The sequence below is a fragment of the Prosthecobacter sp. genome, from assembly GCF_044373815.1.
In the GTDB taxonomy this organism is placed as follows: Bacteria; Verrucomicrobiota; Verrucomicrobiia; order Verrucomicrobiales; family Verrucomicrobiaceae; genus Prosthecobacter.
The window spans coordinates 1-26,818 of the sequence record NZ_JBIPNG010000033.1; the positions used below are offsets into that span (position 1 = coordinate 1).

A 26,818-nucleotide genomic window follows, 5' to 3' on the forward strand; every position below is an offset into this window, starting at 1 on the left:
CGCCGCTCATCATGCAGATTTTACCTACCCTCTCACCGCCGGCATCTTCCTGCGCATCGCCTCCGAACTCGCCTGGGAGCAGTATCAAAACGGCAGACCGCTTGCAGAGGTCACCCCCTTCTGGCGTGCGGTGGATGTGAAATCCCCCATGGCCAAAAAGCTCGCCTGCGGCCTGGATTTCATCCTCCAGCAACGGCAGCGCGAAGGCATTGCATGAGACACCTCATCACTCATGCCACGTCCGCGCCACGCGCTCAATGCTCAGCGCCTTGCCCGTAGCAGGATCAATCGTGATCAGCGCCCCATTCACCCGCACCGCACCGCTTCCCACGCCAAAGCGCGTGGGCATCATGCTATGAAAGCGCTCCAGCACTGGCTCGATCTGGCTGCCGATGACACTGTCCATCGGGCCGCACATGCCGGCATCGCTTTGAAAGGCGGTCCCCTTCGGCAGCACGCGTTCGTCAGCCGTGGGCACATGGGTATGGGTGCCCACCACCCCAGAGACTTTGCCATCCAGATGCCAGCCCATGGCGACTTTCTCGCTCGTAGCCTCAGCATGGAAATCCACAAAGATCACCGGGGTTTCTTCACGCAGCTTTTCCACAAGGGCCGTGATGGCCGGGAAAGGATTGTCGAGCTGCTGGTTCATGAAGGTCCGTCCCTGCAGGTTCACTACGGCCACTTTGCACTTCTTCGATTCCAGCACCACAAAACCGTTGCCCGGTGTCCCCTCGGGATAGTTCATCGGCCGCAGCATTCGCGGCTCATCGGCCAGATACGGCACAATCTCCCGCTGGTCCCAGATGTGATCTCCGCTGGTCACCACGGCGGCCCCGGCCCGCATGAGGCTGATGGCGATCTTCGGCGTGATGCCCCGTCCTCCGGCTGAGTTTTCACCGTTGACCACGATGAAATCGAGCTTCAGTTCCTCCTTCAGCACAGGCAGCAGCAGCCCGACCGCCTTGCGCCCCGGCTCACCCACCACGTCGCCCAAAAATAGAAGGCGAAAGAGTCCATCCGCACTGGCAGCCGTATTGTCATTCATCGTGGCGCTACTTAGTAGATGATGAAGCAGGGGATCAAGTCTAGGATGCACTTTATGATGATGAAACGAATGCTGTGTGGCTGCGCGCTGCCGGTCATGCTCGCGTCCGTAATGGTGACGCCGGGCATGGCGCAGACGATTGTGCCCGCACCCACACCTGCGGCCCCTTTGACGCCTTCCCAGGTGACACCGGGCCCCTCACCGGCAGCGCCTGCCCCCGCGAGCCCAGCGACACCGTCTGCATCCGCTGCCCCTGTCAGCCCCTCCCAGGCGGCACCCGCTCCCGTTCCGGCCACGCCTCCTTCTGTCCCGGCGATCGCACCCGTCCAGCCCGCGCCTCCCCCACCCCCGGCACGTCTGGACCGCCTGAGCCCCCTCGGCACCAAGCCCGACTGGCTCAAGCTGCAGTCCTTTCATCAAACACTCACCCGCAGCGAGTTCGAAGCCGCCATGCGGGATGTCTATTCCGACGGCTCCCCTTTCCCTCCACCGTGGAAGCTGGAGCCCGACGGCGTGGTCATCAAAACGGGTGACTCTGTCAAACCGGAAGCCCGCATCGCCTTTGCCTCCCGCTCCGAGGCACCGCTGCCAGGCACACGCACCTGGAGGGCTGCGGCTGAAATGTCCCCGCTCAAAGGCCGCCCGCTGCTCAGCGACATTCACATCGCCATCGACCCCGGACACATCGGCGGCGCTTACGCTCAGATGGAGGAGCGCATGCTCAGCTTTGCCCCTGGCGAATCCATTCAGGAGGGCAATCTCACCCTCATCACCGCGCAAGTCCTCGCCGAACGGCTCAAGGCACTTGGTGCCTATGTCTCCCTCGTGCGCGACCGTGCCGAACCTGTCACCCAGCAGCGTCCCACCGACTTCGTCATCCAGGCGCGTCAACTCCTCGTCGATGCCGGCTTTCCGCTGCCCCAGGAAAATTACACCGGTGTCACCGGAGATGCGAAAATCCTCACCGTGCAGTGGCAGAGCGAAAAGCTCTTCTACCGCGTAAGCGAGATCCACGCGCGTGGCGAGAAGGTCAACGCCACCATCAAGCCTGACGTGGTGCTCTGCCTGCACTTCAATGCCGAGGCCTGGGGCGATGCCACCGCACCGCAGTTCTCACCCATGAATCACATGCATGTGCTCGTGAACGGCTGCTACTCACCTCTCGAACTTGAGCAGCAGGACGTACGCTTCGAAATGTTCCGCCGCCTCTTCTCCCGCGTTCATCAGGAAGAGCTGCCGCTTGCCGAAGCCGTCGCCAATGGCATGCGTCTGGCCACCGGCCTGCCAGCCTACGTTTACACCACGCCCAATGCCCGGCGTCTCGGCACAAACTCCTATGTTTATGCACGGAATCTGCTGGCAAATCGCCTTTATGACTGCCCCGTCGTCTACCTCGAACCCTACGTCATGAACAACGAGGAGACCTACCACCGCCTGCTGCGCGGTCATTTCCTCGGCCGCACCCTCATCGCAGGGCGGCTGCAATCCAGCGCCATCGAGGACTACGTGCAGGGAGTCGTCAAAGGCATCGTCGCCTACTACCAGAAAAACCGCCAGCCATGAAAGTGCTCATCGCAGGATGTGGATTCGTGGGCGAGCGCGTCGCCGATCTCCTGCATGCCGCCGGGCATGAGGTCATCGGCCTAACGCACTCGCCAGAATCCGCCGCACGACTCGCCACGGTCAAACCCTGGCGCACGGAGTCCTGTGACATTTCAAACAGTGCTGATGTCATCGCACTCGCTGCCAAGCTCATTGCCGGTAGCATTGACACCGTCATCCACTGCGCCAGTTCCAGCCGGGGTGGGGCAGAGATGTACCAGGCCGTCTATGTCGATGGCATGCGGCATCTCACCCAGGCCTTCCCTGCCGCCTTTCCGCTGTACACCAGCAGCACCAGCGTCTACCCGCAGCAGAACGGCGAAATCGTCGACGAAACCAGCTTTGCCGACCCTGATCGCGACACCGGCCGCCTGCTGCGCGAAGCCGAGAACATCGCTCTCGATGCGAAGGGCACCGTCGCCCGGCTCGCTGGCATCTACGGCCCGGGGCGTTCCTTTGTCTTGAAGAACCTGCTCGAAGGAAAGGCCGCCATCGAAGGCAATAATGGGCAGGGTCGCATCCTCAATCAAATCCACGCAGATGACGCGGCCAGCGCGGTCGTGCACCTCGTCACGCAACGCCTGAGCGGCATCTACAACATCGTCGACGATGCCCAGGTGACGCAGCGCCAGTGTGTGGAGCGTTTGTGCTCCATCTTTGGTGTCAAAGTTCCTGGAACACGCGAGCCTGACCCGAATCGCAAACGTGGCTGGAGCCACAAACGCGTCTCCAACACCAAGCTGCATGCCACTGGCTGGGCACCGCTCTACGCCAGCTACTTCGATGCCCTGCGTGACGATCCCGACCTCGCCTCCTCCATCCTCGATCTCGTTCAAACCTCCGGCGAAACTCCCCCGTCCCGCCAGCCCAATATTCTGCTGATCGGCCTCATGGGTTCGGGCAAGACCACCGTCGGCCGCATCGTCGCGCAGATGATCGGCTTCCAGATCGTCGACACTGATCACCTCATCGCCGACACCGTCGGGAAAAGCATCCCTGATATTTTCGCCACCGAAGGCGAGGCCGCATTCCGCCAGCATGAGTCCGCCGCCCTGCGTTCGCTGCTTGGCAAACGCGGCTGCGTCATCGCCACCGGCGGCGGCATCGTCACCCAGCCACGCAATCTGGCCATCCTCCGTCATCTCGGCTACATCGTCTGGCTGGACGCCGATCCAGAACGCCTCGCACGCCGCACGGCGATGAACACCAACCGCCCGCTGCTCAACGGGGAGGAAAATCCCAAGGCCAAACTCGAACGCCTGCTGAACGAACGCAAACCGCTCTACAAAAGCCTCGCCGACCTGCGCATCAAAACCGCCGAGCTCACGCCCCAGGAAACCGCCTACGGCGTCATGGAAAGCGCGCGCGTCTTCTTTGCACGCAGGCAAAAAATCGAGTCAGTGACCTGACAGGTTCAGCTCCAGTTGATCCTCCGCCCCCAGCGCCCGCGCATCATGCCCGCGCAGACGAAGCTCCGCGGCAAATTCACGGGTCGAACCATGCACCAGATAAATGCGCCTTGGTTTCACCTGCTCAATCGTTTCATGCAGCTCAGGATGGTCCGCATGATCACTCAGCGGCAGCGCCAGATCGACACCATACCGATACTTGGCGCTCGGCTGAATCGCCCAGCCTGACAGCATCGCCGTCCGCATCTTGGGCAGATCTAGTTTTGATCCCGGTGGAAACACCAGCACATGGCCGGCGGCCTCGTCTGCCTTGAACAGCCGCCACTGCGGCAGTTTCCCCAGATGCGGTGCCAGCACCTCCGTGATCTGCGCCACACTCGGGTGCACCATCACCGGCAGCCCTTCATCGCGCAGCGCACAAAGAATTTCCTGCGCCTTGCCCAGCGAGTACCCCTGCAGCACCGGGATACCGCCATCACGCAGCGTATCCCTCACAAACGCCAGCATCTGCGCGATCACATCTTCAGCTGATGGAAAGCGATACTTCGGCAGTCCAAACGTCGTCTCCATGATCAGCGTATCCGCTTGCATCAGTTCGCAGCGCTCCGCGCTCAGCCCCTGCCGCAGTTTGTAGTCGCCCGTGTAAAGCAGCGTGGCTCCGTCCGCCTTGCGCATCAGATGCAGCATCGCCGAACCCGTGATATGCCCCGCCGGCAGCAGCCGCATCTCCCAGCCTTCCCATTCAAACACCTCCCGCATCTGTGGCGACACCACCTTCCCCGCTTTTTTCACCGATTTCCGCACCACCATGAGCTGATGCGTGATCTCCGAACAAATCGTCAGACCATGCCGCGCCACATGATCGCTGTGCGCATGCGAAACAAACGCCCTCTCCTTCCCAAAATGCGGATCCAGCCACAAATCCGCCTCCGGCAGATAAATGCCGCGTGGATGCGTGACTTCGATGAGCGGGGGCATGAGTGTTGAGTGATTTACGCTTGAGCGCTACGGCTGTCGCCGCATTCTGCATCCACCACCCGTGTCAGCCCGAACCAACATAAGTCTCACTACCAAACAACGCGACCTGCTCGCAGAAAGCCTGGATTTTTTTGAACGTCAAATCATCGAGCGCGGCACCCAGCTGTTCGCACGTCAGGCCGTGCGCCAGGTGGACTGGGTGGAGCCAGACGTCGTTTTGCAGGCAGAGGTGCAGGGTGGCGAGCTCTACACAGTCACACTCGAATTCAGCCCTGAGGGTATAGAAACCTCCTGCACCTGCCCCCATGAGATTGACTGCAAGCACGCCGCCGCCTTGATCCTGCATCTGCAGGTAAACTCCGTTGTAAGGGACGTCCCCCAGACCAAGACGAAAAAATCGCCGAAGCCCGCCGCTCCCACCATCCCCCAGCCTGACGCCGATTCCTTTCCTGGCCGTGCCGCAGCACGCCTAGGCATCACTCTGGCCACCCCTCAGTTGCAGTTTCTCCAGCAGGCATCCATCTGGTGGGAAGGCAGGCAAAGTACCGTGGCACAGTCGGACCTCTCCCGTCTTGCTGGACAGCAAAGCTACTGGGGCTATGGCCAGCTGCAGCTCTGGCCCGCCAAGCATCCCCCCGTCGATGAAGTCGAATTTTTCGCCTATCTGGCAATGGCGCTGCAGTCCTGTCACCTCTCACTACCGGAGGGCCTGGGTCCCCTGGCAGATCCAGGAGTACAGAAACGGCTCACGCAAGAATGGCAGCGTCTCAAACAAATAGACGAATGGCGGCAGCGACTTGGTTCTTGGAAGGAGCCGCAGTTGCATCTGGCCGCCGAGGCCCCGGAACTTCGCCTCATGTTGCATGCCACAGGTGCCACCATCCAGGTACGCCAGCCGGGAGAGTTGGAGTTTGGCAAAGCCACGCTGAAACTGCTCAAGCAGTTTTGGGGTGGCACCCCTCACTACGGCAGCAGCCCGCAGAACCTGCTCAGCGCCGGCTCAAATCTCGTGCTAAAAGCCGCACTGCAGCAGTATGGAGAACTCCACGCCAACGACATCCCGCCTCTCTTCGACTCGCTTGCCAAGAGCCTCGGCCAGCTCCTTTCCAACTCGCAGTTGTTTCAAACCCACGTCCTCACCGCCACAGGAGATGCCCCGACCGTCATCGACGAGCCGCTACGCTGGGATTTGCAACCGCCCTCCGACTCAGGCGGCGACTATGAACTGCGCCTGCTTGATGACGAAGGCGGCATGCCACCACCACCGCTGGCCATCGTGCCGGGTTTCCCTTTGCGTTACGTCACCCACGAGGCCGTGTTCCCCGTGAATTATTGGCCCTTTGGCGGAGTTTCCCAGCGCTGGCCGGTCCGCATCCCTGCCGCAGCACTGGAAACAAAGGAAGGTGTCAGCGCCTTGGCCAAACTCGGCGTGCCCGTACCGCAGCGCCTCGAAGGCCGCGTGAAAATCATCCGTGCAGAGATTGATGTGCGCTGCCAGCTCTCTCACCATCCTCAGGGCGGCAGTGAATACCTTCAGGTGCGGGCGAGAGCTCAGTTCGGCGGCGCGCAGAATCCGAGTTTCTGGGGCGGCCTCAACTGGACCTTCTCCCGCCGCTCTGACCAGAAGCACCGTTCAGCGTCGAAAGAAATCGTTCAGATCGACAGCTCCTCCCTGCCCCCAGCGGGTGCCTGGCTGGCGCACTGGCCTTTCAAACCCTTTAACGGCACCAGCATCCATGATTTGTGGCTTGAACAACGCATCCAAGGGAAGGACTGGCCAGAGCTCTTCCTCGCCTGGCTTGACCGTCGCCCAAAAGGCCTCATCGTCGAACTCGATGCCGAACTCGCCAGTTTGCGTGATGGCAAAGTCGCCGGTCATGTACGCCTCGACATCGAGGAATCCAAGACCGGCATCGACTGGTTCGACCTCAGCGTCGCTCTGGATGTCAGCGACAGCACCCTGACCCAGGAAGAAATTGAGTTGCTGCTCAAGGCCAAGGGCAAATGGGTGCGCCTCCCCGGCAAAGGCTGGCGCAAACTCGAATACCAGCTCTCCGAGGCGCAGTTGCAGGAACTCGCCGAACTCGGTCTCGCGGCACATGATTTCAGTGCGGAGAAGCAGCGGCTGCACGCCCTCCAGCTCGGCGGTCTCGCCGGGAAAGACACCACGCTCCTCAGTGCGGAGCGCGTAGCGCAGGTGCGCCGTCGTGTGGAGGAAATCCAGACACGCGTCACCCCGCAGCTGCCAGAGGGCATCACCGCCACTCTGCGCCCCTATCAGACCGAAGGCTTTCACTTCCTCGCATACCTCACCGCCAACCGCTTCGGCGGCGTCCTGGCCGATGACATGGGCCTCGGCAAAACTTTGCAGACGCTCGTCTGGATCGCCTGGCTGCGCGGTGAGCAGCAGATGCAGGAGCCCCTGCTCGTCATCTGCCCCAAGTCCGTGCAGGACAACTGGCGCGGCGAGGTCTCCCGCTTCTTCCCCCAGCTCAGCGTCGGGGTGTGGAACCGCGCCAGCGCAGGAAAGACCGGCCTCGATGGCAAAACCGATCTCCTCATCATCCACTACGCCCAGCTCCGCATCCATGAAGACCTGCTGCGCAAAATCGAATGGGGCGCGGTCATCCTCGATGAAGCCCAGGCCATCAAAAATCCCACCTCCCAAAACGCCCAAGCCGCATGTGGATTGAAAGCCAGGCACCGCCTCGCCCTCACTGGCACCCCCATTGAAAACCGCCTGCTCGATCTCTGGTCCATCTTCGCCTTCGCCATGCCCGGCGTCCTCGGCACCCGCTCCACTTTCACCAAGAACTTCGACGGAAAGGAAGACCCGCACGCACGCCGCCGCCTCGCCGCCCGCACCCGCCCCTTCCTGCTGCGCCGCACCAAAAACGAAGTCGCCCGTGATCTGCCCGACCGCGTGGAGGAAGATCTCAGCATCGAACTCGAAGGCACTCAGGCCGCCTTGTATCAGGCCGAGATCAAACGCGCCCGCGCAGAGCTTTTGAAAGCCGAAACCAGCAAGCAGCTCGACAAACTGCGCTTCAACATCCTCACCAGCCTGTTACGGCTGCGCCAGATTTGCTGCCATCCGCGCCTGCTCGGCCTTGAGGCCACCGCCACCAAAAAGGGCCGCAAAAAAATCGCCGAACCCGCCAGCGAAAGTGCCAAAGTCTCCGCGCTTTTGGAACTGCTCGAACCCCTCATGGAGGAAGGCCAGAAGGTGCTCGTCTTCTCTCAGTTCGTCGAAATGCTCGCCATCATCGAGGCGGAAATTCAGGAACGCGGCTGGCAGTCCTTCAAGCTCACCGGCCAGACCGAAGACCGCGGCACACTGGTCAATGAATTCCAAACCCACGTCGGCGCCGCCACCTTCCTCATCAGCCTCAAAGCCGGCGGCTTCGGCCTCAATCTCACCGCCGCCAGTTACGTCGTCCTGTTTGACCCCTGGTGGAATCCCGCCGTCGAAGCCCAGGCCATCGACCGCACCCACCGCATCGGCCAGCAGCAGACCGTCTTCGCCTACCGCCTCATCGTGAAAAACAGCATCGAGGAAAAAATCCGCCTCCTGCAAAAGCAAAAAGGCTCCCTCGCCAACGACATCCTCGGCGAGGAAAACTTCGCCCAGGCCCTCACTCTCAAAGACTTTCAGTTCCTGCTCGGCGGGGAGGAGTGAGACTCAATTTTCGCCTTTTAAGGATACCCTCGCATATTTCACTAATCAGGCATCAGCCTCCTCGTGAGAGTGAAAACGATAAACTCCCCTGGGACAGATACCCCTGCGCGGAGTCGTGCGTTCCAGTCTGCGTATTTCTTCCCATACATCGCTTGATGTATCTGACACAAGCTGCCCCACAGTCTCGCCGAGGGACTCTTCGACATTGGCGACAGGCATGGGCTGCATGGAGAGCAAATTAGACGCAGGGCATGAAGTTGCAAGGCAGGGCATCCGGCCCCAAGAATGCGCATGGCCTCCCTCGCCGATCAACTCACCTCTCTTCTCGGTCCTGACCGCGTTTCCATCACGCAAACCGACATCGCCACTCACAGCACGGACAAATGGTTCGCCTCGAACCCACCTGACGTCGTCGTTCATGCCGAATCCACCGCCGAAGTCTCCGAGGTGCTGCGCTTTGCCAACGCAAACAAGATTCCCGTCACACCCCAGGGTTCACGCGTGGGTTATGTCGGTGGTTGCGTACCTCTGCAGGGCGGCATCGCGCTGTCGGTCGCGCGCATGAACAAGATCAAAGAGATCACCCTCGCAGACGGCGTGGCGGTGATCGAGCCCGGTGTCATCACCGGCCATCTGCAAAATGAAGTGCGCAAGCTCGGCTGGTTTTATCCGCCGGACCCGGCCTCGCTCAAGGAGTGCAGCCTTGGCGGCAACATCGCCACAAACGCAGGCGGCCCGCGCTGCCTGAAATACGGCGTCACCCGTCACTACGTTCTCGGCCTTGAAGCGGTGCTGGCAGACGGCTCCATCGTGAAAGCAGGCGGACGCTGCCACAAAAACAAAACCGGCTTCGACCTCGTCGGCCTCATGGTCGGCAGCGAAGGCATGCTCGGCGTCGTCACCGAGGCCACCCTTCGTCTGATTCCGCACCCACCCATGCGCGCGATGCTCTCCGCGGGCTTCAACTCCTTCGCCGAAGCCGCGAATGCCGTGCAGCGCATCCTCGGCAGCGGTTTCCTGCCCAGCGCCCTCGAAATCGCCGACAAGTTCACGCTGCGTGCCGCCCGCGAATATCTCGGCGCCTCCGTCACCCCGGACGGCGACGCACATCTCCTTGTCGAGATCGACGGCCAGGCCGATTCGGTGAAAGGCGAAATCGACCAACTCGCCAAACTCGTCGAGAGCCTCGGCAGCATCTGCCTGAACAAAGCCATGGGTGAAGAAGCCTGCGAAGCCTTCTGGAAACTGCGCCGTGAATTCAGCTACAGCCTGCGCAACACGGGCCTGATCAAACTGAATGAGGACATCGTCGTGCCACGCGGTCGTCTGGTGGATCTCGTCGATTTCGCGGAGACCCTCCAAAGCGAAACCGGCTTCCCGGTCGCCTGCTTCGGCCACGCAGGCGACGGCAACATCCACGTCAACATCATGGTCCCGACCATGGACGATCCCGCGATCCGCGAACGCGCCGAGTTCGCGCTCGACAAGCTTTTCCACCAAGTCATCGCCTGGAACGGCGCTATCACCGGCGAACACGGCATCGGCGTCGCGAAAAAGCGCTGGTGGCGTGATGCGGTCTCCCCCGCCTCTCATGAAACCCACCTGCGTATCAAGGCTGCGCTTGATCCCAACGGCATTCTGAACCCCGGGAAGTTTCTCGGCTGATGCCGCAGGCCTGCAAGATCGCTCCCTCCAACTCTGTTCCATTCCACTCACCATGACCAAACTGCTCATCCCGACCCTGTTGCTCGCGCTGCCCTTGTGCGCGGCTGATTTGAAGTTCAAAAAGTTCACCCTGACCGAAGAGTTTGTAGCCGAAGGCGCGCACTTTGCAGATTTCGATCATGACGGTCAGAACGACGTCTGCTCCGGCCGCTTCATCTGGAAGGGCCCCGAATTCAAGGAACGGGTTGAGTTTGCACCGAAATTCGAAAAAGAGCCCTACGATCCGGCCAAGGGCTACAGCGATTTCTTCCTGACCTACAGCTATGACTTCAACGGTGACGGCTGGAGCGACATCATGGCCTATTCCTGGCCGGGCAAGGAAACATGGGTGTTTGAAAACCCACAGAACAAAGGCGGTGAATGGAAGCGCCACACCATCTTCGAGGTCACGGACAACGAATCCCCCGATTTCAAAGACGTGAACGGTGACGGCAAACCCGAACTCCTCTGCCACACCGGCGGTCAGCTTGGTTATGCTGAGATCGACTGGTCCAATCCCTTCGGCAAAGCCCGCTTCCGCCCCATCTCCCCGAAATCCCCGGAAAACGACAAGAAGTATTTCCGCTACACCCACGGCTATGGCGTGGGCGATGTGAATGGCGACGGCCGCCCAGACATCCTCGACAAAGAAGGCTGGCGCGAACAGCCCGCAGACACCAAGGCCGACAGCGACTGGGTGTTTCATCCTCAGCTCTTTACCGTGGCAGGTGGCCGCGGCGGCTCCTTCATTCTCGTCTATGATGTGAATGGCGACGGTCGCAACGATGTGATCAGCAGCTATGATGCGCACGGCTACGGCTTCGGCTGGTTCGAGCAAAAAGCCGATGGCACCTTCGCCGAGCACAAGCTCATGGGAGCCACCGTCGAAGAAAGCCCGGTGGGCGTGAAATTCAGCCAGCTCCACGCCATGCAACTCGCCGACATGAACGGCGACGGCATCATGGACGTCGTCACCGGCAAGCGCCGCTGGGCCCACGGCCCCCTCAAAGACGATGAGCCGAATGCAGCGCCAGTGCTCTACTGGTTCGAAATCAAACGCAGCGGCAAAGAAGCGCAGTTCATCCCGCATCAAATTGACGACAACAGCGGTGTTGGCACCCAGGTGACTCCCGGAGACGTCAACAAGGACGGCAAAATGGACGTCGTTATTGGAAACAAGAAGGGCGTCTTCGTCTTCCTGCAGGAATAAGCTACTCAGTGCAGCACATCGCCCGCGTGCAGCGGGTGCCCGCGCAGGAAGTCGGCGGCAGACAAACGTCTGCCGCCTTCTATTTGGACCTCGCTCAAATTGAGCAGGCCGTTGCCACAACTTACCAAAATGCCGTCGGCATTTGCGCTGACAATCGTGCCCGGTGCAGGACAGACCTCCGCATTCGCGATGGCCTGAGCGCGGTGAATCTTCATCTGCGCTTCCTTAAGCATGCAGGAAGTTCCCGGCCAGGGGGTGAAGGCGCGAACGAGGCGGTCAAGTTCGATGGCGGGACGCGTCCAGTCGAGGCGGCCGTCCTGACGGGTCAGTTTACGGACGTGGGTGACCTTGGATTCGTCCTGTTTTTCACGCGGTGGATTTCCAGTGGCCAGAAGATCGAGGGCTTCTTCGAGCGCTGCTGGAGCCTGCTGCGCGAGCCTGTCATGCAGACTTCCACCCGTTTCATCGCAAGCAATGGCAACACGATGCATCAGGAGGATGTCGCCGGTGTCGAGCCCTTCATCCATGAACATGATGGTGACACCGGTTTCAGTATCTCCATCACGGATGGCGGCCTGGATGGGGGCTGCACCACGGTGGCGTGGCAGCAGTGAGGTGTGGACGTTCAGGCAGCCGAGAGGCGGCACGTCCAGCACGGCACGGGATAGAATCTGACCGTAAGCGATGACGACAGCCACGTCGGCGTTGAAGGCTTTCAGTTCCTCCACGGCGTGGCGGATTTTTAGAGGCTGCAGGACGGCGAGCCCCGCTGCAAGGGCGCGCACCTTGATCTGCGGTGGGGTGAGCACCTGCTTGCGACCCACGGGTTTGTCGGGCTGCGTGATGACACCGACGACGGTGTGCTTGGGTGTGCTGAGCAGCCAGTCCAGCGAGGGGAGGCCGATGTCGCCTGTGCCAATGAAAAGAACTCGCATCGATTTGCGGTTAGACCTTCATCTTTTCCAATTCTTTCCACGCATCGAGCTGCATGACGCCGCCGATGATGTCGTAAAGCACCTTGGCAGGCGGCTGGCTGGCATCGATGTCGAGGATGCGGTCGCCGGCGTAGTAGTCGAGAATGGGCTTGGTTTCGGCCTCGTAGGTGGCGAAGCGCTGCTGGATGACGGTTTCGTTGGCGTCGTCGAAGCGGTTGTCCTTGAGGGCGCGTTTGCGGAGGCGGCGGGCGAGTTCGGTGCGGTCGGGGCAGGAGAGATGGAAGACTTTCAGGACTTCGATGTGGGGTTCCATGAAGCGGGCCTGCTCGACGTTGCGGGGGATGCCGTCGAGCACGAGGAAGTCGATCTCGGGCTTAAACTGATGAGAATCAATGCGTTGCTTGAGGTTGGCGTGCCAGAGTTCGACGGTCACGTCATCTGGGACCAGTTCACCGCGGCTGGAGTATTCGACGAATTTCTGGCCGATGGCTGTGCGGGTGTCGAGGGAACGAAAGACATCTCCGCAGGCGAGGTGGTGGAAGCGTGGGATGCTGCCCAATACCTTGCCTTGCGTCCCCTTGCCACTTCCGGGTGCGCCGAGGATGAGGAAGGCTTTGATTCGGGCGGGTGGATGTTCTTCGGACATGATTTTTAGTGAAACTAGCACGTTACGATTTCGCAACAACTTGCGTGGCGGCCAATTTCACTTCGTGGACGGACAAATCGGACAACTCGTGTGTCGGATTCCGCAAAAACTGCACCCAGGGCTGGGGTGGTGACCAAATGGCGGGATCGGTGGGGCCGAACAAAAGGAGGGATGGGACCCCGCAAGCGGCGGCGAGGTGGGAGATGCCGCTGTCATGGCCGAGGAAGGCGGTACAGGTGCTGAGGCGGGTGGCGAGTTCGGTCAGGGGGAGTGCGTGCCAGATGGGATGACCGGTGGGCTGGATGCCGCGCTCTTGTTCGGCTTCGCCGGTGATGAAGGTGACTTCGGAGTTGGGGAATGAGTCGGCGACTTGGAGCCAGCGATCGAGGGGCCAGTTTTTCTTTTCGGAACCGCTGCCGACGTGGATGGCGATGCGGCGTTGGTTATTGGGAGGACGCTGGAAGTGGGCGCGTTGGAGGTGGTCGTCTTCCAGAAACATGGCGAGCTTTTCGAGGCCTTGGGCGAGTTGCCGGGAGGCGTGGGGGCCGTCGGGCTTTACCAGGGGGTGGCATTCGATGAGGGTTTTGACGCCGACGCGTTCGAGGCTGGCGCGGAAGTGGCCGTCGGGATCGTAGAGGAAGCTGACGACGAGGTTGAAGCTGCGGAGGTGTTCGGCGAGGGCTTCGTCGATGGGGGCTGTTTTGGCAAACAGCGGGGCCATGGTGCGGTGCTCGAGGCTGCGGATGGAGTCGGCGAGACCTGCGGTGCGGGCGAGTTCGGCGATGGAGGGATAGCCGAGGACTTCGAGGTGACAGCCGGCGATGGTTTCGCGCAGCAGGCGAAGCGCGGGGAGCGTGAGGATGAAGTCGCCTATCGCGCCGCCACGAATGACGAGGACACGGGGCTGCGGGTGCATCAGTAGTACAGGAAGGCCGCGGCGAGGAGCACTGCCCCATAGGCAATACCGCTGTAGACGGCGAGATTCCAGCGCTGCGGTTTGGAGATCAGGGAGTTCACCCAGTCACGCATGAGGAAGGGCATGCCGATGAAGAACATGCCGACGATGATCCAGACGTAGGCGAGGATGGGGAGGAGGAGGCGGCTGGTCTGGGGCTGAAGGAAGGCGGCGGTGAGGACGGGGCCGGCGACGAGGAGCAGGAGAGCACCGAGGGCACGCACGGCGAGGAATTCCTTCACGTAGATGAGCACGGCGATATAACCGCCTGCGACGATCATCATGAACTTGTCGCGCATGTTGAAGAACTCACCCATGTCCATGTTGACGAGGGCGAACTCGCTCCAGATGAAGTCGATTGTGAGGAGGATGACGCCCCAGGAGTAGGTGCGGGGGAAGGCTTTGAGGAAGGCCTGGGTCTTGGCGGTGTTGTTGAGGGCCCAGCCGTGGGAGAGGATCAAGGCGAGAGCGACGACGATGCCGGTGCCCTTGAGCGGGATGCCACCGGTGGGGGCCAGGTGGTAGAGGTAGTCGTAGAGGTCTCGGAACATGCGCGGAAGGCGGGAAAAAAGGGGTAGCACAGGTGGCGCAGACCCTGCTGGTGCGCAAACCCGTTGTTGGGATGCGGGGGGGAGCCGGAATTGGTTGGCCGCAAAGAGGCTCAAAAGGGCGCAAAAAATGAGGGGAGAAAGAAGGGGGGCTGAGCCGTGGCTGATCGGAAAGACCGGAAGGGACGGAGTGTTCCACGACTGTTGGATGTTTGGCGCTGTTCGTGCGTAAACCTTGGATAGTGGTTGCCTCGGCGTTGTGCAGGGGCAGTTTGAATGATCGTTCACGCATGAAAGAAAAAAAAGAAACCATCCCGGCCTGGTACGTGGTGCATACGCGCCCGAAGTGCGAGCATATCGCGGCTTCGCTGATGGTCGGGCTGGAGGGCGTGGAGACGTACTGCCCGCGCATCCGGTTTCAGAGGAACACGCGGCGGGGCAAGGTGTGGTTCGTGGAGGCGCTGTTTCCGAGCTACTTTTTTGCGCGGTTCATTCCGAATGATTCGATGCGGGCGGTGAAGTACTCGCAGAGTGTCATCAAGGTGGTGGATTTCGGAGGCAACCTGACGTCGGTGCCGGACTCGGCCATCGCGGCGCTGAAGGAGGAGATGAAGGACGTGGAGATTTGCGAGGTGGAGATCGGCGTGAAGGTGGGTGACACCGTGGAACTGACGGAAGGGCCGATGCGAGGGATGAAGGGGATTGTGAATGCGATGCTGACCGGTGTGGAGCGTGTGCGGATTTTGCTGGAGTTTTTGGGACGGGAGAACGCCGTGGAGGTGCCGCTGTCAAAGATTCTGACGGAGCATAAGCCGCGTGCAGTGATGGCGGCGAAGGGATGAGGGCCCCGTTCTTCGCTGAAGCTTCCTTCTTCGCTCTTCGAGCTACGGAGGGCAAGCTGACAGGAACCATGGAGAACGGTCAATCCGTTGTGACACGAAGGTGAGCGAAGCGACTCGAACCGCCGGCAGGAAAGACCGCTTTGACGACTTGGACGACTCCATTGTCGCTTTGGACCTGCTCTGTAACACCTGTGCCACTCCAACTTCCGGCCGCCAACGTATCACTCCATTCCACCATAAACTGCGCGCCTGCGTTCATGGCCTCAATACTGCGGGTGTAAGTAAATTCAAAATTGCCGCCATTGTGGGCTACCGACACCGGCAGCTTGCTGGCGTTCACGGGACTGAGATTGCAGGCCCATTCCAACAGGTTAGCGATGCCGTCGTTATCGGCATCAGCATCGTCCGCGGCGCTGCCGCTGTTAGTTGATGTGCCAAAATACTGCTGCCGCCAGTTTTGCTGCGTGGTCAAGCCGCTGCCCGTTAGTGTGATGTCGAAAGGATTCTCATCCGCGTCGTCGCTGGCGATTTGCAGCGTGGTTCCGCGACTGCCGATGGCAGCGGGTTTGAAGGTGACTGTAAACGTGGTGCTCGCAGCCGGCGCGAGAGTTCTGTTCAAACCAGAGGTGTTCACAGCAAAGTCGGCCATCTGGGGGCCGCTAACCGTCACGCTGGTGAGAGCAAGAGCGGCGGTGCCCATGTTGCGAATGGTGAACTGCTTTGAAGTGCTGCCATCAAGGGGGAACGATCCAAAGTCCACGCTGCCTGTGCCATCCATTAATTCGCTGCCTTGCTCAAGAACGATCTCTGGCGCGGCAACTGTGAACTGCAGCACCTGCTCGATCAGTCCTGATCCGCCATTATAGAGGCCGCCAGGTGTTTGACCGCGCACACGCAGCGAGCCACCGGCGGGCAGCGCCAGGGCCGTGCACTGCCAAGAGGATGTTGTGCCTACACGAGAGCCGCCACCGATGAGGACCCAATGGCTGCCAAGATCCGTGCTGAGCTCAAAAGAGACCTGCTCCGCCTCCGGGGCTGCTCCGCCTCGGGTCCAGAGAACCTGCGTGTGATCAGGAACAGTGAGCACCTGTGTAGCAATATCATTCTCGAGCCGGGCAAAGAGCCTGCGTGCGACTGGGAAAGGTGCCGCATTGGGCTGCAACGTGCTGAAATCGCCCCCAATAAGCACCCTGCCATCCGCCTGGAGCGTCGCCCCATAGACGTAGCCGTTCGTTTCTGGATCAAAGTCCGTGTCCACGGTTCCGTCAGCATGCACCCGTGCGATAAAATGGCGAGCAGTGGAAGAGGTCGCGCCGTTGGGCCGGAGTGTGGTGAAGGCACCGCCGAGCACCACCTTCCCGTCGGTTTGAACCACCATGCTATAGACAGAGCTGTCCGCGCTGGGGTTGAAGCCTGTGTCCAGCGTTCCGTCCGTATTCAACCGCGCGATGCAGTTGCGTGCGGTGGGTGCGGGCGCACCATTGGGCTGCAACGTGGTGAAGGCACCGCCCAAGAGCAGCCTGCCATCCGCCTGCACGGTCATGCCATAGACGGAACCATTCGCGCGGGGGTCAAAACTCGTGTCCAGTGTCCCGTCGGAATTCAGCCGAGCAATGTAGCGACGCGCAGTGGCAGACGCCGCGCTGTTTGGCTGAAGTGTGGTGAAGTCGCCGCCGAGCAGCACTTTCCCATTAGCCAGCACCTTCACGGTATAGACAGTGTTGTTCGCGCTGGGGTCAAAGCCTGCCTCCAATGTTCCGTCGGCATTTAACCGTGCAATGCTGTTACGCGTCGTGGCTGAAGCAGCGCTACCGGGCTGCAGTGCATTAAAGTCACCGCCGAGCAGGATTCTTCCGTCCGGCTGCAGCGCCACGCTGCGGACGTAGTTGTTAGGATTGGGAGCAAAGGCTGTGTCCAATGTTCCATCGGGATTCAGCCGTGCAACATACCGGAGCGTGATGGGCGTGGGCGCGCCGTTGGGTTGCAGTGAAGTGAATGAACCCCAAAGCAGCACTTTGCCATCATTTTGCAAAGCCACACCGTAGACGCTGCCGTCTGTATTGGGATCAAAGCTTGTGTCCAAAGTTCCATCGCTGTTTAGCCGGGCGATGTTGTTACGGGAAACACCCAAAATTGAACTGAAAGTGCCGGCCAGGATGATCTTGCCGTCCGGCTGCACCATCGTGGCAAACACATTGTCGCCCACGACATTCGCATCCAGCGAATCGAGATCGCCAGGACCGGCGACTTTGATGGTGAAGATCTGCGCAGCGGTGGTGAGGGGGGGATCACCATTGATTGAAGCATCATCCGTGAGCGTGACCGAGATGCTGGCGGTCCCTGCCGTGCCAGCAGGCGTGTAGGTCAATGTGCCGTCACTGCTGACAGCAGGCGGTATGGCGAAGATCCCGCCATTGCTGAGAACACTGACGTTAAACGTGAGAGACTGAGCAACCGTGCTGTCACCGTCGTCAAGTGCTGCAGTCCAGCCGACGACGGTCTGCGGCGTGCTGGTACGGATCGGCAGTGTCTGATCTCCTCCCTTGATGAAGCTGGGTGTTTCATTCGCATTGTTGATCGTGATGGTGAACGCCTCCTCGAAAAACAGTGCTCCTGCGTCTGTGACCCGGATGCGCACGCCATAGCTGTTTTTTGCTTCAAAGTCTGATTGAGGCGAAATTTTCAGCAGGGTGCCGGTGACGGTGAAGCTAGCATTATCGGTGCTGCCTGTGCCAGGAACGAGCGTGTAAGTGCGTGAGTCACCCGCATCCACATCCGTGGCGGTCAGAGTGCCCACCGTGGCGTTGGCGGTGTTGCTTTCAGTGATGCTGCTGGCGCTCAGTGCGATGTCTATGGGGGCCTCGTTGACGTTGGTGACTGCAATGGTGAATTGTTTTTCGAAAAACAATCCTCCGGCGTCCGTGGTGCGGATGCGTATGGCGCAGCTGCTTTTTGCCTCGTAGTCGGCACTGACGCCAATGTTCAAATTTGATCCCTGGATGTCGAAACTGGCGTTGTCGGTGCTGCCGGTGCCGGATACGAGAGTGAAGGTTTGTGCGTCACCGGCATCGACATCCGTGGCAAGCAGTGTGCCTACAACAGTGCTGGCAGTGTTGTTCTCAGCAATGCTCGACGATGAGAGTGTTATGTTGGAGGGCGTCTCGTTGACATTTGTGATCGTGATGGTGAACGGCTCCTCGAAAAACAGTGCTCCTGCGTCCGTGACACGAATGCGCACGCTGTAGCTGCTTTTGGTCTCAAAGTTGGCGCTCGGCGTGAGTCTGAGCGAGGTGCCACTGATGGTGAAGCTGGAGTTGTCTGGGCTGCCTATGCCAGAAACAAGCGTGTAAGTGCGTGTGTCAGCGGCATCTGCATCCGTGGCACTCAGGGCGCCCACCGTGGCGTTGACGGTGTTGTTTTCAGCGATGCTGCTGGCGCTCAGGGCGATGTCTGTGGGGGCCTCATTGACGTTGGTGACTGCAATGGTGAATTGTTTCTCGAAGAACAATCCTCCTGAATCTGTGACACGGATGCGCACACTGTAACTGCTTTTCGTCTCAAAGTCGGCGCTGGGCATGAGATTGAACGAGGTTCCAGTAATGGTGAAGCTGGCGTTGTCGGTGCTGCCGGCGCCTGAAACAAGACTGAAGCTCTGCGTGTCACCAGCATCCACATCCGAGGCGCTAAAATTGCCCACGGTGGCATTGGGAGCGTTGTTCTCCGGGATGCTGCCGGGGCTGAGTAAAATGTTAGCAGGGGCTTCTTGGATGTCGATGACCGAAACTGTGAGCACTTTTTCAAACAGACCTCCGTTGCCATCGTCGGCTCGCACGCGCAGGCTGTAGCTGCTGCGCGCTTCAAAATTGGCGTTGACTTTGATTTGCAAACTCGTGCCCGAGAGGGTGAAGCTGGCGTTGTCGGTGCTGCCGACACCGGAAACGAGGCTGAAGCTTAGCGTGTCGCCAGCGTCAGCATCCACGGCGCTCAAGACGCCCACCGTGGCGTTCGTGGCATTGTTTTCGGCAATGCTTGACGGCGTGAGCGTGATGTCAGTGGGCGCATAGTTGGTTCCTGTCCCTTGAATGGTGAAATTGAACGTGCTTTCATCGAAATCAGCGTTGGTAAAGCTCAAGACCGCCGTGCGCACGCCGACAGCCGAAGGGTCAAAGGAGATTTGGAAGGTGGTGCTACCGCCAGCTTCGACCAGGGTGGCAGGCTGTGAGGAGACGGAAAAATCCGCCGCATTCGCGCCGCTCACCGTGACCGCTCCGAGCAGCAATCCTGTGGCGCCGGCATTCTGGATCGTGAAGGTGTTCGATATGTAGCCTGCGGTGACCCCGAGGTTGCCGAAACTCGTGTTGTCCGACACCGACGGCGTGCTGTCACCGTCGACAATATCGATGGAATTTCCACTCACGGCTATCTCCGGAGCATCCAGGTTTACAGCCACCGCCAAATTTGGAGACACCTTGTTTCCTACGGTGATAAAACCGCCCCCAACATACATTGTGCTTCCAGCGATTGCCATCTGCCGGACTTCACCTGCCACAGTATTGAGATTGACGCCAGATCCAAGAGCGCTCCATGAACTGCCATCCCATTTTGCAATATTGTTCGCGTTAACCCCGCCCACAGAGGAAAATTGTCCGCCTACATAAACATCCGTGCCAGAAAACGCGATTCCTTTCACATAGCCGGATGAAATTCCGCTGCCAAGCGCGCTCCATGAAGTGCCATCCCATCTGGCGATTCCTTTCGCACTTTTTCCTCCAGCAGTGGTAAACCCCCCCCCCGCAAACAAATTTGCCCCGTTCACCTGAAGCGCTCGAACCGAGGAATTTACGCCTGCACCTACCGCGCTCCAGGAGCCGTTGCTCCATTTTGCGATATTGATGGCGGCTACGCCGTTCACCGTCGTGAAAGAGCCTCCCACATAAAGGTCCGTTCCCATGACGGCCAGGGCATACACTGCGCCATTCACACCTGTTCCCAAAGCGCTCATCGTCGTGCCATTCCATTTGGCGATACCATTGACAGTGACACCTGCTGCCGTGGTGAAATCTCCTCCGATATACACATCGGTTCCAATCACAGCTATGGCATACACCAATTGATAGTTAACAAGGCTGACGCTTCCTGCTGAACTCCATGACGTGCCATTCCATTTTGCCACCCCCCAATATCCGTAGTTGCCACCCGCTTCAGTGAAGCGGCCTCCCACATACAAATTTGAACCGGAAACCGTCATGGCTGAAACTGTCCCGGTTTGTGTGGCAGGAGTGGAATAGGTTACTCCTCCCCCGAGTCCTGACCATGTGCTGCCGTTCCACTTGGCCACGCTATTGGCGTAGATACCGTTCAAATATTTAAAGTTGCCTCCCACATACAGATCTGTCCCTAAAAAGGCGACAGTGTTTACGGTGATTGACAAACCGGTGCCAAGAGAGGCCAGTGTCGTTCCGTCCCACTTGACCAGATAGGATGCTTTCAAGCTCCCTGTATCTACAGAGAACTCGCCGCCAATGTATAGAGTGGCACCAACAAAAGCGAGGGCGTTCACCTGACCAATCCACTGAGAGTTGAGAGCAGACCATGCCGAACCATTCCACTTTTGAACACTCCCGAAGCTTGTCCCAATATAAACATTCGATCCTGAAACTGCGAGCGAATAGACTGCACTGAAAGGAGACGAGGCAAAAGCGCTCCAGTTGTTTCCATCCCATTTGGCCAAGTAGGCAGACGTCACTCCATTAGCTTGGGAAAAATTGCCTCCTACGTACAAGGTTGACCCTGACACCGCGAAGGCAAAGACCCGTCCGTTGGTTCCTCCTCCCACAGCGCTCCAAGTCGAACCGTTCCATTTGGCGATGTATGGGGTGCTCACACCTCCTGCCGTGGCAAAGGCTCCCCCGGTGTAAAGCTCAGATCCAAACATGGTTATTGTGTTTACCACAGCGTCAGTGCCCGACCCCAGTGAACTCCACGCGGCCCCATCCCATCTGGCAATGTTGTTTGCCGTTACGCCACCGGCCGTCGTGAAAGACCCGCAGGCATAGAGATCAGAGCCCGATACTTCCAGGCCAAGCACCGAAGGCCCGCCTAGATATGGACTGGTCCCCCCGATGCCTGATCCAAGCGCACTCCATGAACTGCCGTCCCATCTGGCAACTTTGTCTGCATTCACGCTGCCAGCCTGGGTGAACTCACCCCCGGCATACAGACTGCCACCGGAGACTTTTAATGCATTCACCGACCCGTTTAAGCCGGTTCCCAATGCAGTCCAGACACTTCCATCCCATTTCGCAATTCGGTTTGCCAGAATATTGACGACGGCGGTAAACTCGCCTGCCACGTATAAGTTTCCTGATCCATCTGTTGCGAACGCGTTGACGTAGCCATTGGTGCCCATCACATCTCCCGTGCTTATCCAGTCTGCATCACTAAAAGTTGGGTCGATGAGGATTGGATAGGTTGCTTCTGCATCCTCGACCACGACGTGCAGGCTATTGGGGGCGTCCACTCGCATGCGCGCACTGAGTTCCCTTCCAGTTGCATCAGTTACTTTCAGCCGACTGTAGGCCAGTTCGCGTCCGGTGGCTTCCACAATGAGCTTTGCTCCATAATCTGCTGCTGCAGCCCGTGCCCCAACCACCTCCAGCATCACGTCCAGGGCGCCATTTCCCTTCGGCGTCTGCATTACCACAAAATCCTGACGCACTCCGTCGGTGCTTGTGCTGTATTTTTCGATCAAGCCGGGACGCACGAAGACGGCGGCCTCATGCGTGACACTAACGGCGCCATGATCACTGAGAAGGGCAGGGGCATCCATGCTTGCGCGGCCTACCGCCATCGCTCGTACGCGAAAACGATTTGCCTTGCCGAGATCCGTGTCTGCGGTGGATGTGAGCCAGAGGCCTTCTGGCGTGGCTTCTGCCTCAAGATCCTGCATGACTGCTCGCAGTCGTGCGCCACTCTTCGTGGGAATGACCGAAATACCATCGCCGGAATACTGCTTCTGCGCCTCGGCACCGAGTTGCTCGAAGGGAATGCTTTTTTGTGACTGAGACGCGTGCTGCTGAAGCTCCGAGGCTGCAGACATCAATGGCAGCATGATTGCAAGGACGAGAGATGCAACGCACTTCATTGATTCAATGGAATGACTAAGATTTCTAAATGATATTATTATTGATCTATTCGGACTTTTCCGTCAACGTATTAGCAAATATTTTCCCCCATGTAAATTAACGTTTTTGACAGATTCGAAGAAGAGAATTGATGACCCCGTAATGAACATGAGTATGGGGATCGGCAGCATGGCGCATAAACTGCTACATCCTTGGTTAAAGGAGGCCCCTGAGGATCCGAGGCATGCTTGGCCTTGCAAGTGGCGTGGTCTGCCCTTCCAGGGTAGCCTCGCCAAGGCTTGGCAAGCCTCCGCTATGATACGCAGCCCCGGTTGGGGCTGGTGCCAAGTCAGACGTGCTTGGCCTTGCATGTGGCGTGGGGTGAGGTAGCTGATCTGCCCCCATGCTTACCATTCGCGACGTCACCAAGACTTTCAATGCACGCACGCTGTTCAGCGCGGCGTCGATGACCATCAACTATGGAGAGCGCGTGGCGCTGGTGGGGCCGAATGGGGCGGGCAAGTCGACGCTGTTTTCGCTGATCCTGAAGACGGATGTGCCGGATGCGGGTGAGGTGATCCGGGATGAGTGGACGACGGTGGGATTTCTGCCGCAGGAGAGTGAGCCGATTGGCAATGAGACGGTGCTGGAAGTGGCTACGGGCAAGGCGGGGGAGATTGAGGCGCTGGAGAAGATTTTGCGTGATTTTGAGGCTGTGGGTGATGTTTCGAGCCCGGAATACTTTGAGGCGCATGCGAAGCATGATGCGCTACAGGACCCGCAGACGGAGGCGAAGGCGAAGCGCATTCTGAAGGGACTGGGCTACAAGGAGGAGGATTTCGCACGTCCGGCGCGTGAGTTCAGCGGTGGCTGGGTGATGCGTGCGCATATGACGCGGCTGCTGGTGATGGAGCCGGATCTGCTGCTGCTGGATGAGCCGACGAACCATCTGGACCTGCTGTCGCTGATGTGGTTCCGGAATTACCTGAAAAACTACCCGGGGGCGCTGCTGATCATCTCGCATGACCGTGACTTCATGGATGAGCTGGTGCAGCAGGTGTATGAGATCGAGGAGAGCAAGCTGCAGTCTTACCAGGGGAACTACAGCGACTACCTGAAGCAGCGCGAGGAGAACTACGAGCGCGCGATGCAGTCGTACAAGAACCAGCAGAAGGAGATCGAGCAGATTCAGGATTTCATTGATCGGTTCCGGTCGGTGGCATCCAAGGCATCTCAGGCGCAGAGCCGTGAGAAGCAGCTGGCGAAGATGGAGAAGCTGGACAAGCCGCGGCCGCTGCGGAAGGGCTTCCGCTTTAATTTCCCGCAGCCGCAGCGGAGTGGTCAGCGGCTGATCGCGCTGACGGACATTCATCAGGCCTATGGCACGAAGAAGGTGTACACGGGGCTGGATCTGGAAGTGGAACGTGGCGAGCGGACGGTGCTGGTGGGTCCGAACGGTTCGGGGAAATCGACGCTGATCAAGATTCTGGCGGGCGAGGTGCCGTTTCAGAAGGGTGAGCGCAAGCTGGGGACGAATGTGAAGCTGGGGTATTTCTCGCAGCATCGGGCGGATACTTTGGACCCGGACTGCAGTGTGCTGGAGGAGCTGAAGCGTGTGGCGCCGGAGCTGCGTGAGGATGAGGCGCGGAGCATTCTGGGATCGTTCCTCTTTAAGCGTGAGGACGTGCACAAGAAGTGCCGGGTGCTGAGCGGTGGTGAGAAGAGCCGCGTCAATTTGGTGAAGTTTCTGGTGGATCCGCCGAACCTGCTGCTGATGGACGAGCCGACGACGCACTTGGACATTTGGGCGATCGAGGGGCTGATTTTGGCGCTGCAGAAGTTTGAGGGGACGCTGGTGTTCATCAGCCATGACGTGCATTTCATTCGGTCGCTGGGGACAAAGGTGCTGCACATTGTGGATGGGAAGGTGACGGCGTATGCGGGGGATTATGATTATTACCTGCAGAAGACGGGCGCGGAGGAGAATGCGCGGGCGGCGGTGGTGGCGGGTTAAGAAATGACGAATGACGGAGCCGCCAGATGACGCAAAAAAGGATTCTGTTTGTCCGGAACCGCCTATAGGCGGGACTGCACGATGGGCGCTGGGTTGGTGGTGATGGTGGGTGGCTGAGGTGGCCGCAAAAAGGCGCAAGGAGGAGAATCTCTTTTTGAGGATCTGTTTTGCGTTTTTTGTGACTGACATCCTGTAGAAGATCGGGGCTGAGGATGGAGAAGGGCGGTTTGTGGTCGTTCGTCCGGAACCGCCTGAAGGCGGGACTACAATACGTATGCTGTGTTTGCGGGGGTCGGGGAGGAGGTGTGCGCCTCCAGAAATCGCACTCGGAGAGTGCGGACCACTTCACGCTGGGCGGGCGGGAGGAGGATGAGCGAATGATCAGTTTTGGGACCCGTTGCGGTGCATGGGTCCACGGCATTGCCATGCGACAGGACGCACCTTTGGTGCTGATGAACGGGGTCGGGAGACCCCGTCGCCTTGGGCACGTAATTCGCGCGGTCTACTTCGGCAGGGCGGGGACGAGGAGCTTGGCGCGTTCGGCGGCGTCGCGGTCTTTGGGGCGGAAGCGGAGGAGTTCGCGGGCGGCGGCGGGGGAGCCTTGCTGTTTGAGGGAGGCGAGGTAGTCGTCGAAGGACTGGCGCTCGAAGGGGGAGAGGGGGCGGGTGGAGGCGGTGGCGAGGAGCCAGCGGGCCCAGGTGACGGCGGTTTCTTCGCCTTTGGCGGGCTTTTTGGGGATGGCGGCGACGGCGGCTTCGTAGTCGTCCAGCGAGACATCTTCCATATTGCCTGCTGGATTCAGATGGAGGCGGGCGAGGCCTTCGGCGAGCTTGAGGAACCACTCGGGCAAGGCGGTGCCTTTGGGGGGCATGGCGGCGCTGAAGAAGCCGTGGCCGGCGACGCGGAAGAGGACGCTGCTGCCGTCATCTGAGACACGGGCGACAACGATGCCTTCTTCGTCATCGCTGCTGCGCGGGGTATCGCGGATGCCGGGGGTGAGGCAGTCTCCGGTGCGAAGCTCCCAGACGCGGAGTTCGCCTTCATCGGTCACGGTGACGAGGCGCTGATCATCGGGACTGAGGGCGAGCACCGGGACATAGGAGTGGTGCTGCATGGTGACGATGTTTTGGCGAGTGGCGATGTCCCAGACGCGCACGGCGCGATCGCGGCCGGAAGTGATGAGGAGTTTTTCATCCTGGCTGAGCGTGACGGCACCGACGGCTGGCGGATGATGGAAGGGCTTGCCGAGGGGCTTGAGAGTTTTGGCATCGTAGATGAAGACCGTGCCGTCTGGATCTGCGGCGGCGTACATGGTCTTTTTGCGATTGGCGCCGCCGGCTTCGGAGAAGCGGAGCTGCTCGGGCGAATTGTCCGGGCCTTTGATGCGGGTGATGAGATTTTTGTCGAGGACATCGACGAATTTGCGCCCGGACATGCGCTCGTGAACATCCCAGGCCTGCACGAAGGGATTGCCCCCGGGAGCCATCACGAGCAGAGAGCCGTCGCGGGTGAATTTGGCGTCCTTGACGGTGTGATCGATGTGGGAGGAGAGGAGGGCTCCGGTTTGAATGTCGAACACGCTGACGTCGCCATGTCTTGAGACGGTGGTGATGAGGCTGGTGTCTGTGGCTGGCATGGCTTTGATGATTTCGCCGTCATGCTTGCGGATGGGATAGCGGAGCTGGCCGTTGCTGAGATTCCAGACGTGGACGTAACCGCCGCCGTCGCCGACGACGACGGACTGGCCATCGGCGCTGAAGGCCAGCGAAGTCACGGAGGATGGATGAACCAGAGGTGGCAGGACCTCGCCCGTATTGCGGAAGCTGCCGACAAAGACTTCGCCTTTGTTCATGCCGAGCGCGACCAACTCCTGCACGGGCTCGATGGCGACGTGGAGGAGACCTTTGTCCACCTCGATGGGATCGCCGACGGCCTTGCCGAGGCGGAGATCCCAGGTGGTGGCGGCGCCATCGGGCCCCTTGGGGTCGATGAGGCTGCCGCTGAAAATGGAGGCGGCGAAGACGCCGTCGTTGTCCACGGCGATCTCGCCGACGGCTCCTTTTTGCTTCATGACGACGGCGGGTTCCTGCGGCTGGCGGAGGTCCCAGAGGTGAATGGAGCCCA

Annotated in this window: 16 protein-coding genes and 1 pseudogene; 9 read left to right on the plus strand and 8 right to left on the minus strand. The window is 59.7% G+C overall.

Annotation, left to right across the window (positions count from 1 at the left end; all coding sequences use genetic code 11):
- Positions 1–217 (plus strand): annotated as a pseudogene (locus ACIREA_RS04760) (hypothetical protein); the annotation flags it as partial.
- A gap of 9 nt (positions 218–226) precedes the next feature.
- Here ACIREA_RS04760 and ACIREA_RS04765 read toward each other — a convergent pair.
- The gene (locus tag ACIREA_RS04765) at positions 227–1,048 is read right to left on the minus strand and encodes a TIGR00282 family metallophosphoesterase (protein ID WP_397381081.1); all 822 of its coding nucleotides are present in this window, start codon (positions 1,046–1,048) and stop codon (positions 227–229) included.
- A 96-nt stretch (positions 1,049–1,144) separates the two neighbouring features.
- Between ACIREA_RS04765 and ACIREA_RS04770 the strand changes: the two genes are divergently transcribed.
- Together ACIREA_RS04770 and ACIREA_RS04775 are read left to right on the plus strand one after the other, a co-directional pair.
- Positions 1,145–2,611: a hypothetical protein gene (locus ACIREA_RS04770; protein WP_397381083.1), complete on the plus strand. Its 1,467-nt coding sequence runs from the start codon at positions 1,145–1,147 to the stop codon at positions 2,609–2,611.
- Positions 2,608–4,059 (plus strand): shikimate kinase, encoded by a 1,452-nt coding sequence (locus ACIREA_RS04775; protein WP_397381085.1) that lies wholly within the window; start codon positions 2,608–2,610, stop codon positions 4,057–4,059. Before ACIREA_RS04770 ends, ACIREA_RS04775 begins: the two co-directional genes overlap by 4 nt.
- Here ACIREA_RS04775 and ACIREA_RS04780 read toward each other — a convergent pair.
- Positions 4,048–5,037: an MBL fold metallo-hydrolase RNA specificity domain-containing protein gene (locus tag ACIREA_RS04780; protein WP_397381087.1), complete on the minus strand. Its 990-nt coding sequence runs from the start codon at positions 5,035–5,037 to the stop codon at positions 4,048–4,050. The genes ACIREA_RS04775 and ACIREA_RS04780 overlap by 12 nt on opposite strands.
- Positions 5,038–5,098: 61 nt before the next feature.
- On the opposite strand from ACIREA_RS04780, the gene ACIREA_RS04785 reads away from it, so the two are divergent.
- The 3 genes from ACIREA_RS04785 (at position 5,099) to ACIREA_RS04795 (ending at position 11,630) form a co-directional block, all read left to right on the plus strand.
- On the plus strand, positions 5,099–8,716 hold the full coding sequence (locus tag ACIREA_RS04785) for an SNF2-related protein (protein WP_397381089.1): 3,618 nt from the start codon (positions 5,099–5,101) through the stop codon (positions 8,714–8,716).
- A gap of 291 nt (positions 8,717–9,007) precedes the next feature.
- The gene (locus tag ACIREA_RS04790; protein WP_397381091.1) at positions 9,008–10,381 is read left to right on the plus strand and encodes an FAD-binding oxidoreductase; all 1,374 of its coding nucleotides are present in this window, start codon (positions 9,008–9,010) and stop codon (positions 10,379–10,381) included.
- 52 nt (positions 10,382–10,433) lie between these two features.
- Positions 10,434–11,630: an FG-GAP repeat domain-containing protein gene (locus ACIREA_RS04795; protein ID WP_397381093.1), complete on the plus strand. Its 1,197-nt coding sequence runs from the start codon at positions 10,434–10,436 to the stop codon at positions 11,628–11,630.
- 5 nt (positions 11,631–11,635) lie between these two features.
- Here ACIREA_RS04795 and fmt read toward each other — a convergent pair whose 3' ends face one another.
- The 4 genes from fmt to ACIREA_RS04815 are packed head-to-tail and all read right to left on the minus strand — an operon-like array spanning position 11,636 to position 14,717.
- Complete coding sequence (gene fmt, locus ACIREA_RS04800) at positions 11,636–12,565, minus strand: methionyl-tRNA formyltransferase (RefSeq protein WP_397381095.1); 930 nt, start codon at positions 12,563–12,565, stop codon at positions 11,636–11,638.
- A 10-nt stretch (positions 12,566–12,575) separates the two neighbouring features.
- Positions 12,576–13,211 carry an adenylate kinase family protein gene (locus ACIREA_RS04805; protein WP_397381097.1) on the minus strand — a complete coding sequence of 212 codons (636 nt, stop codon included), beginning with the start codon at positions 13,209–13,211 and terminating at the stop codon, positions 12,576–12,578.
- 22 nt (positions 13,212–13,233) lie between these two features.
- The gene (locus ACIREA_RS04810; RefSeq protein WP_397381099.1) at positions 13,234–14,127 is read right to left on the minus strand and encodes a glycosyltransferase family 9 protein; all 894 of its coding nucleotides are present in this window, start codon (positions 14,125–14,127) and stop codon (positions 13,234–13,236) included.
- The gene (locus ACIREA_RS04815) at positions 14,127–14,717 is read right to left on the minus strand and encodes a hypothetical protein (RefSeq protein WP_397381101.1); all 591 of its coding nucleotides are present in this window, start codon (positions 14,715–14,717) and stop codon (positions 14,127–14,129) included. The genes ACIREA_RS04810 and ACIREA_RS04815 overlap by 1 nt, the downstream gene beginning before the upstream one ends.
- Before the next feature lie 287 nt (positions 14,718–15,004).
- On the opposite strand from ACIREA_RS04815, the gene ACIREA_RS04820 reads away from it, so the two are divergent.
- Complete coding sequence (locus ACIREA_RS04820; RefSeq protein ID WP_397381102.1) at positions 15,005–15,556, plus strand: transcription termination/antitermination protein NusG; 552 nt, start codon at positions 15,005–15,007, stop codon at positions 15,554–15,556.
- Positions 15,557–15,635: 79 nt separating this feature from the next.
- Here ACIREA_RS04820 and ACIREA_RS04825 read toward each other — a convergent pair whose 3' ends face one another.
- Positions 15,636–22,307 (minus strand): choice-of-anchor D domain-containing protein, encoded by a 6,672-nt coding sequence (locus ACIREA_RS04825; protein WP_397381103.1) that lies wholly within the window; start codon positions 22,305–22,307, stop codon positions 15,636–15,638.
- A gap of 27 nt (positions 22,308–22,334) precedes the next feature.
- Here ACIREA_RS04825 and ACIREA_RS04830 point away from each other — a divergent pair, with 27 nt between their 5' ends.
- Positions 22,335–22,616: a hypothetical protein gene (locus tag ACIREA_RS04830; protein ID WP_397381104.1), complete on the plus strand. Its 282-nt coding sequence runs from the start codon at positions 22,335–22,337 to the stop codon at positions 22,614–22,616.
- A gap of 467 nt (positions 22,617–23,083) precedes the next feature.
- Complete coding sequence (locus ACIREA_RS04835) at positions 23,084–24,694, plus strand: ABC-F family ATP-binding cassette domain-containing protein (RefSeq protein WP_397381106.1); 1,611 nt, start codon at positions 23,084–23,086, stop codon at positions 24,692–24,694.
- Positions 24,695–25,196: 502 nt separating this feature from the next.
- Here the strand turns inward: ACIREA_RS04835 and ACIREA_RS04840 are convergent.
- Positions 25,197–26,818, minus strand: a 1,622-nt coding sequence (locus tag ACIREA_RS04840; RefSeq protein ID WP_397381108.1) for a WD40 repeat domain-containing protein, incomplete at its 5' end; no start/stop codon positions are given.

Excerpts from the sequence above, each read along its gene's own strand:
- ACIREA_RS04765 (WP_397381081.1), bottom strand. The coding sequence starts at position 1,048 with ATGAATGACAATACGGCTGCCAGTGCGGATGGACTCTTTCGCCTTCTA.
- ACIREA_RS04770 (WP_397381083.1), top strand. The coding sequence starts at position 1,145 with ATGCTCGCGTCCGTAATGGTGACGCCGGGCATGGCGCAGACGATTGTG.
- ACIREA_RS04775 (WP_397381085.1), top strand. The coding sequence starts at position 2,608 with ATGAAAGTGCTCATCGCAGGATGTGGATTCGTGGGCGAGCGCGTCGCC.
- ACIREA_RS04780 (WP_397381087.1), bottom strand. The coding sequence starts at position 5,037 with ATGCCCCCGCTCATCGAAGTCACGCATCCACGCGGCATTTATCTGCCG.
- ACIREA_RS04790 (WP_397381091.1), top strand. The coding sequence starts at position 9,008 with ATGGCCTCCCTCGCCGATCAACTCACCTCTCTTCTCGGTCCTGACCGC.
- ACIREA_RS04795 (WP_397381093.1), top strand. The coding sequence starts at position 10,434 with ATGACCAAACTGCTCATCCCGACCCTGTTGCTCGCGCTGCCCTTGTGC.
- fmt (WP_397381095.1), bottom strand. The coding sequence starts at position 12,565 with ATGCGAGTTCTTTTCATTGGCACAGGCGACATCGGCCTCCCCTCGCTG.
- ACIREA_RS04805 (WP_397381097.1), bottom strand. The coding sequence starts at position 13,211 with ATGTCCGAAGAACATCCACCCGCCCGAATCAAAGCCTTCCTCATCCTC.
- ACIREA_RS04810 (WP_397381099.1), bottom strand. The coding sequence starts at position 14,127 with ATGCACCCGCAGCCCCGTGTCCTCGTCATTCGTGGCGGCGCGATAGGC.
- ACIREA_RS04815 (WP_397381101.1), bottom strand. The coding sequence starts at position 14,717 with ATGTTCCGAGACCTCTACGACTACCTCTACCACCTGGCCCCCACCGGT.
- ACIREA_RS04820 (WP_397381102.1), top strand. The coding sequence starts at position 15,005 with ATGAAAGAAAAAAAAGAAACCATCCCGGCCTGGTACGTGGTGCATACG.
- ACIREA_RS04830 (WP_397381104.1), top strand. The coding sequence starts at position 22,335 with ATGCGTGACACTAACGGCGCCATGATCACTGAGAAGGGCAGGGGCATC.
- ACIREA_RS04835 (WP_397381106.1), top strand. The coding sequence starts at position 23,084 with ATGCTTACCATTCGCGACGTCACCAAGACTTTCAATGCACGCACGCTG.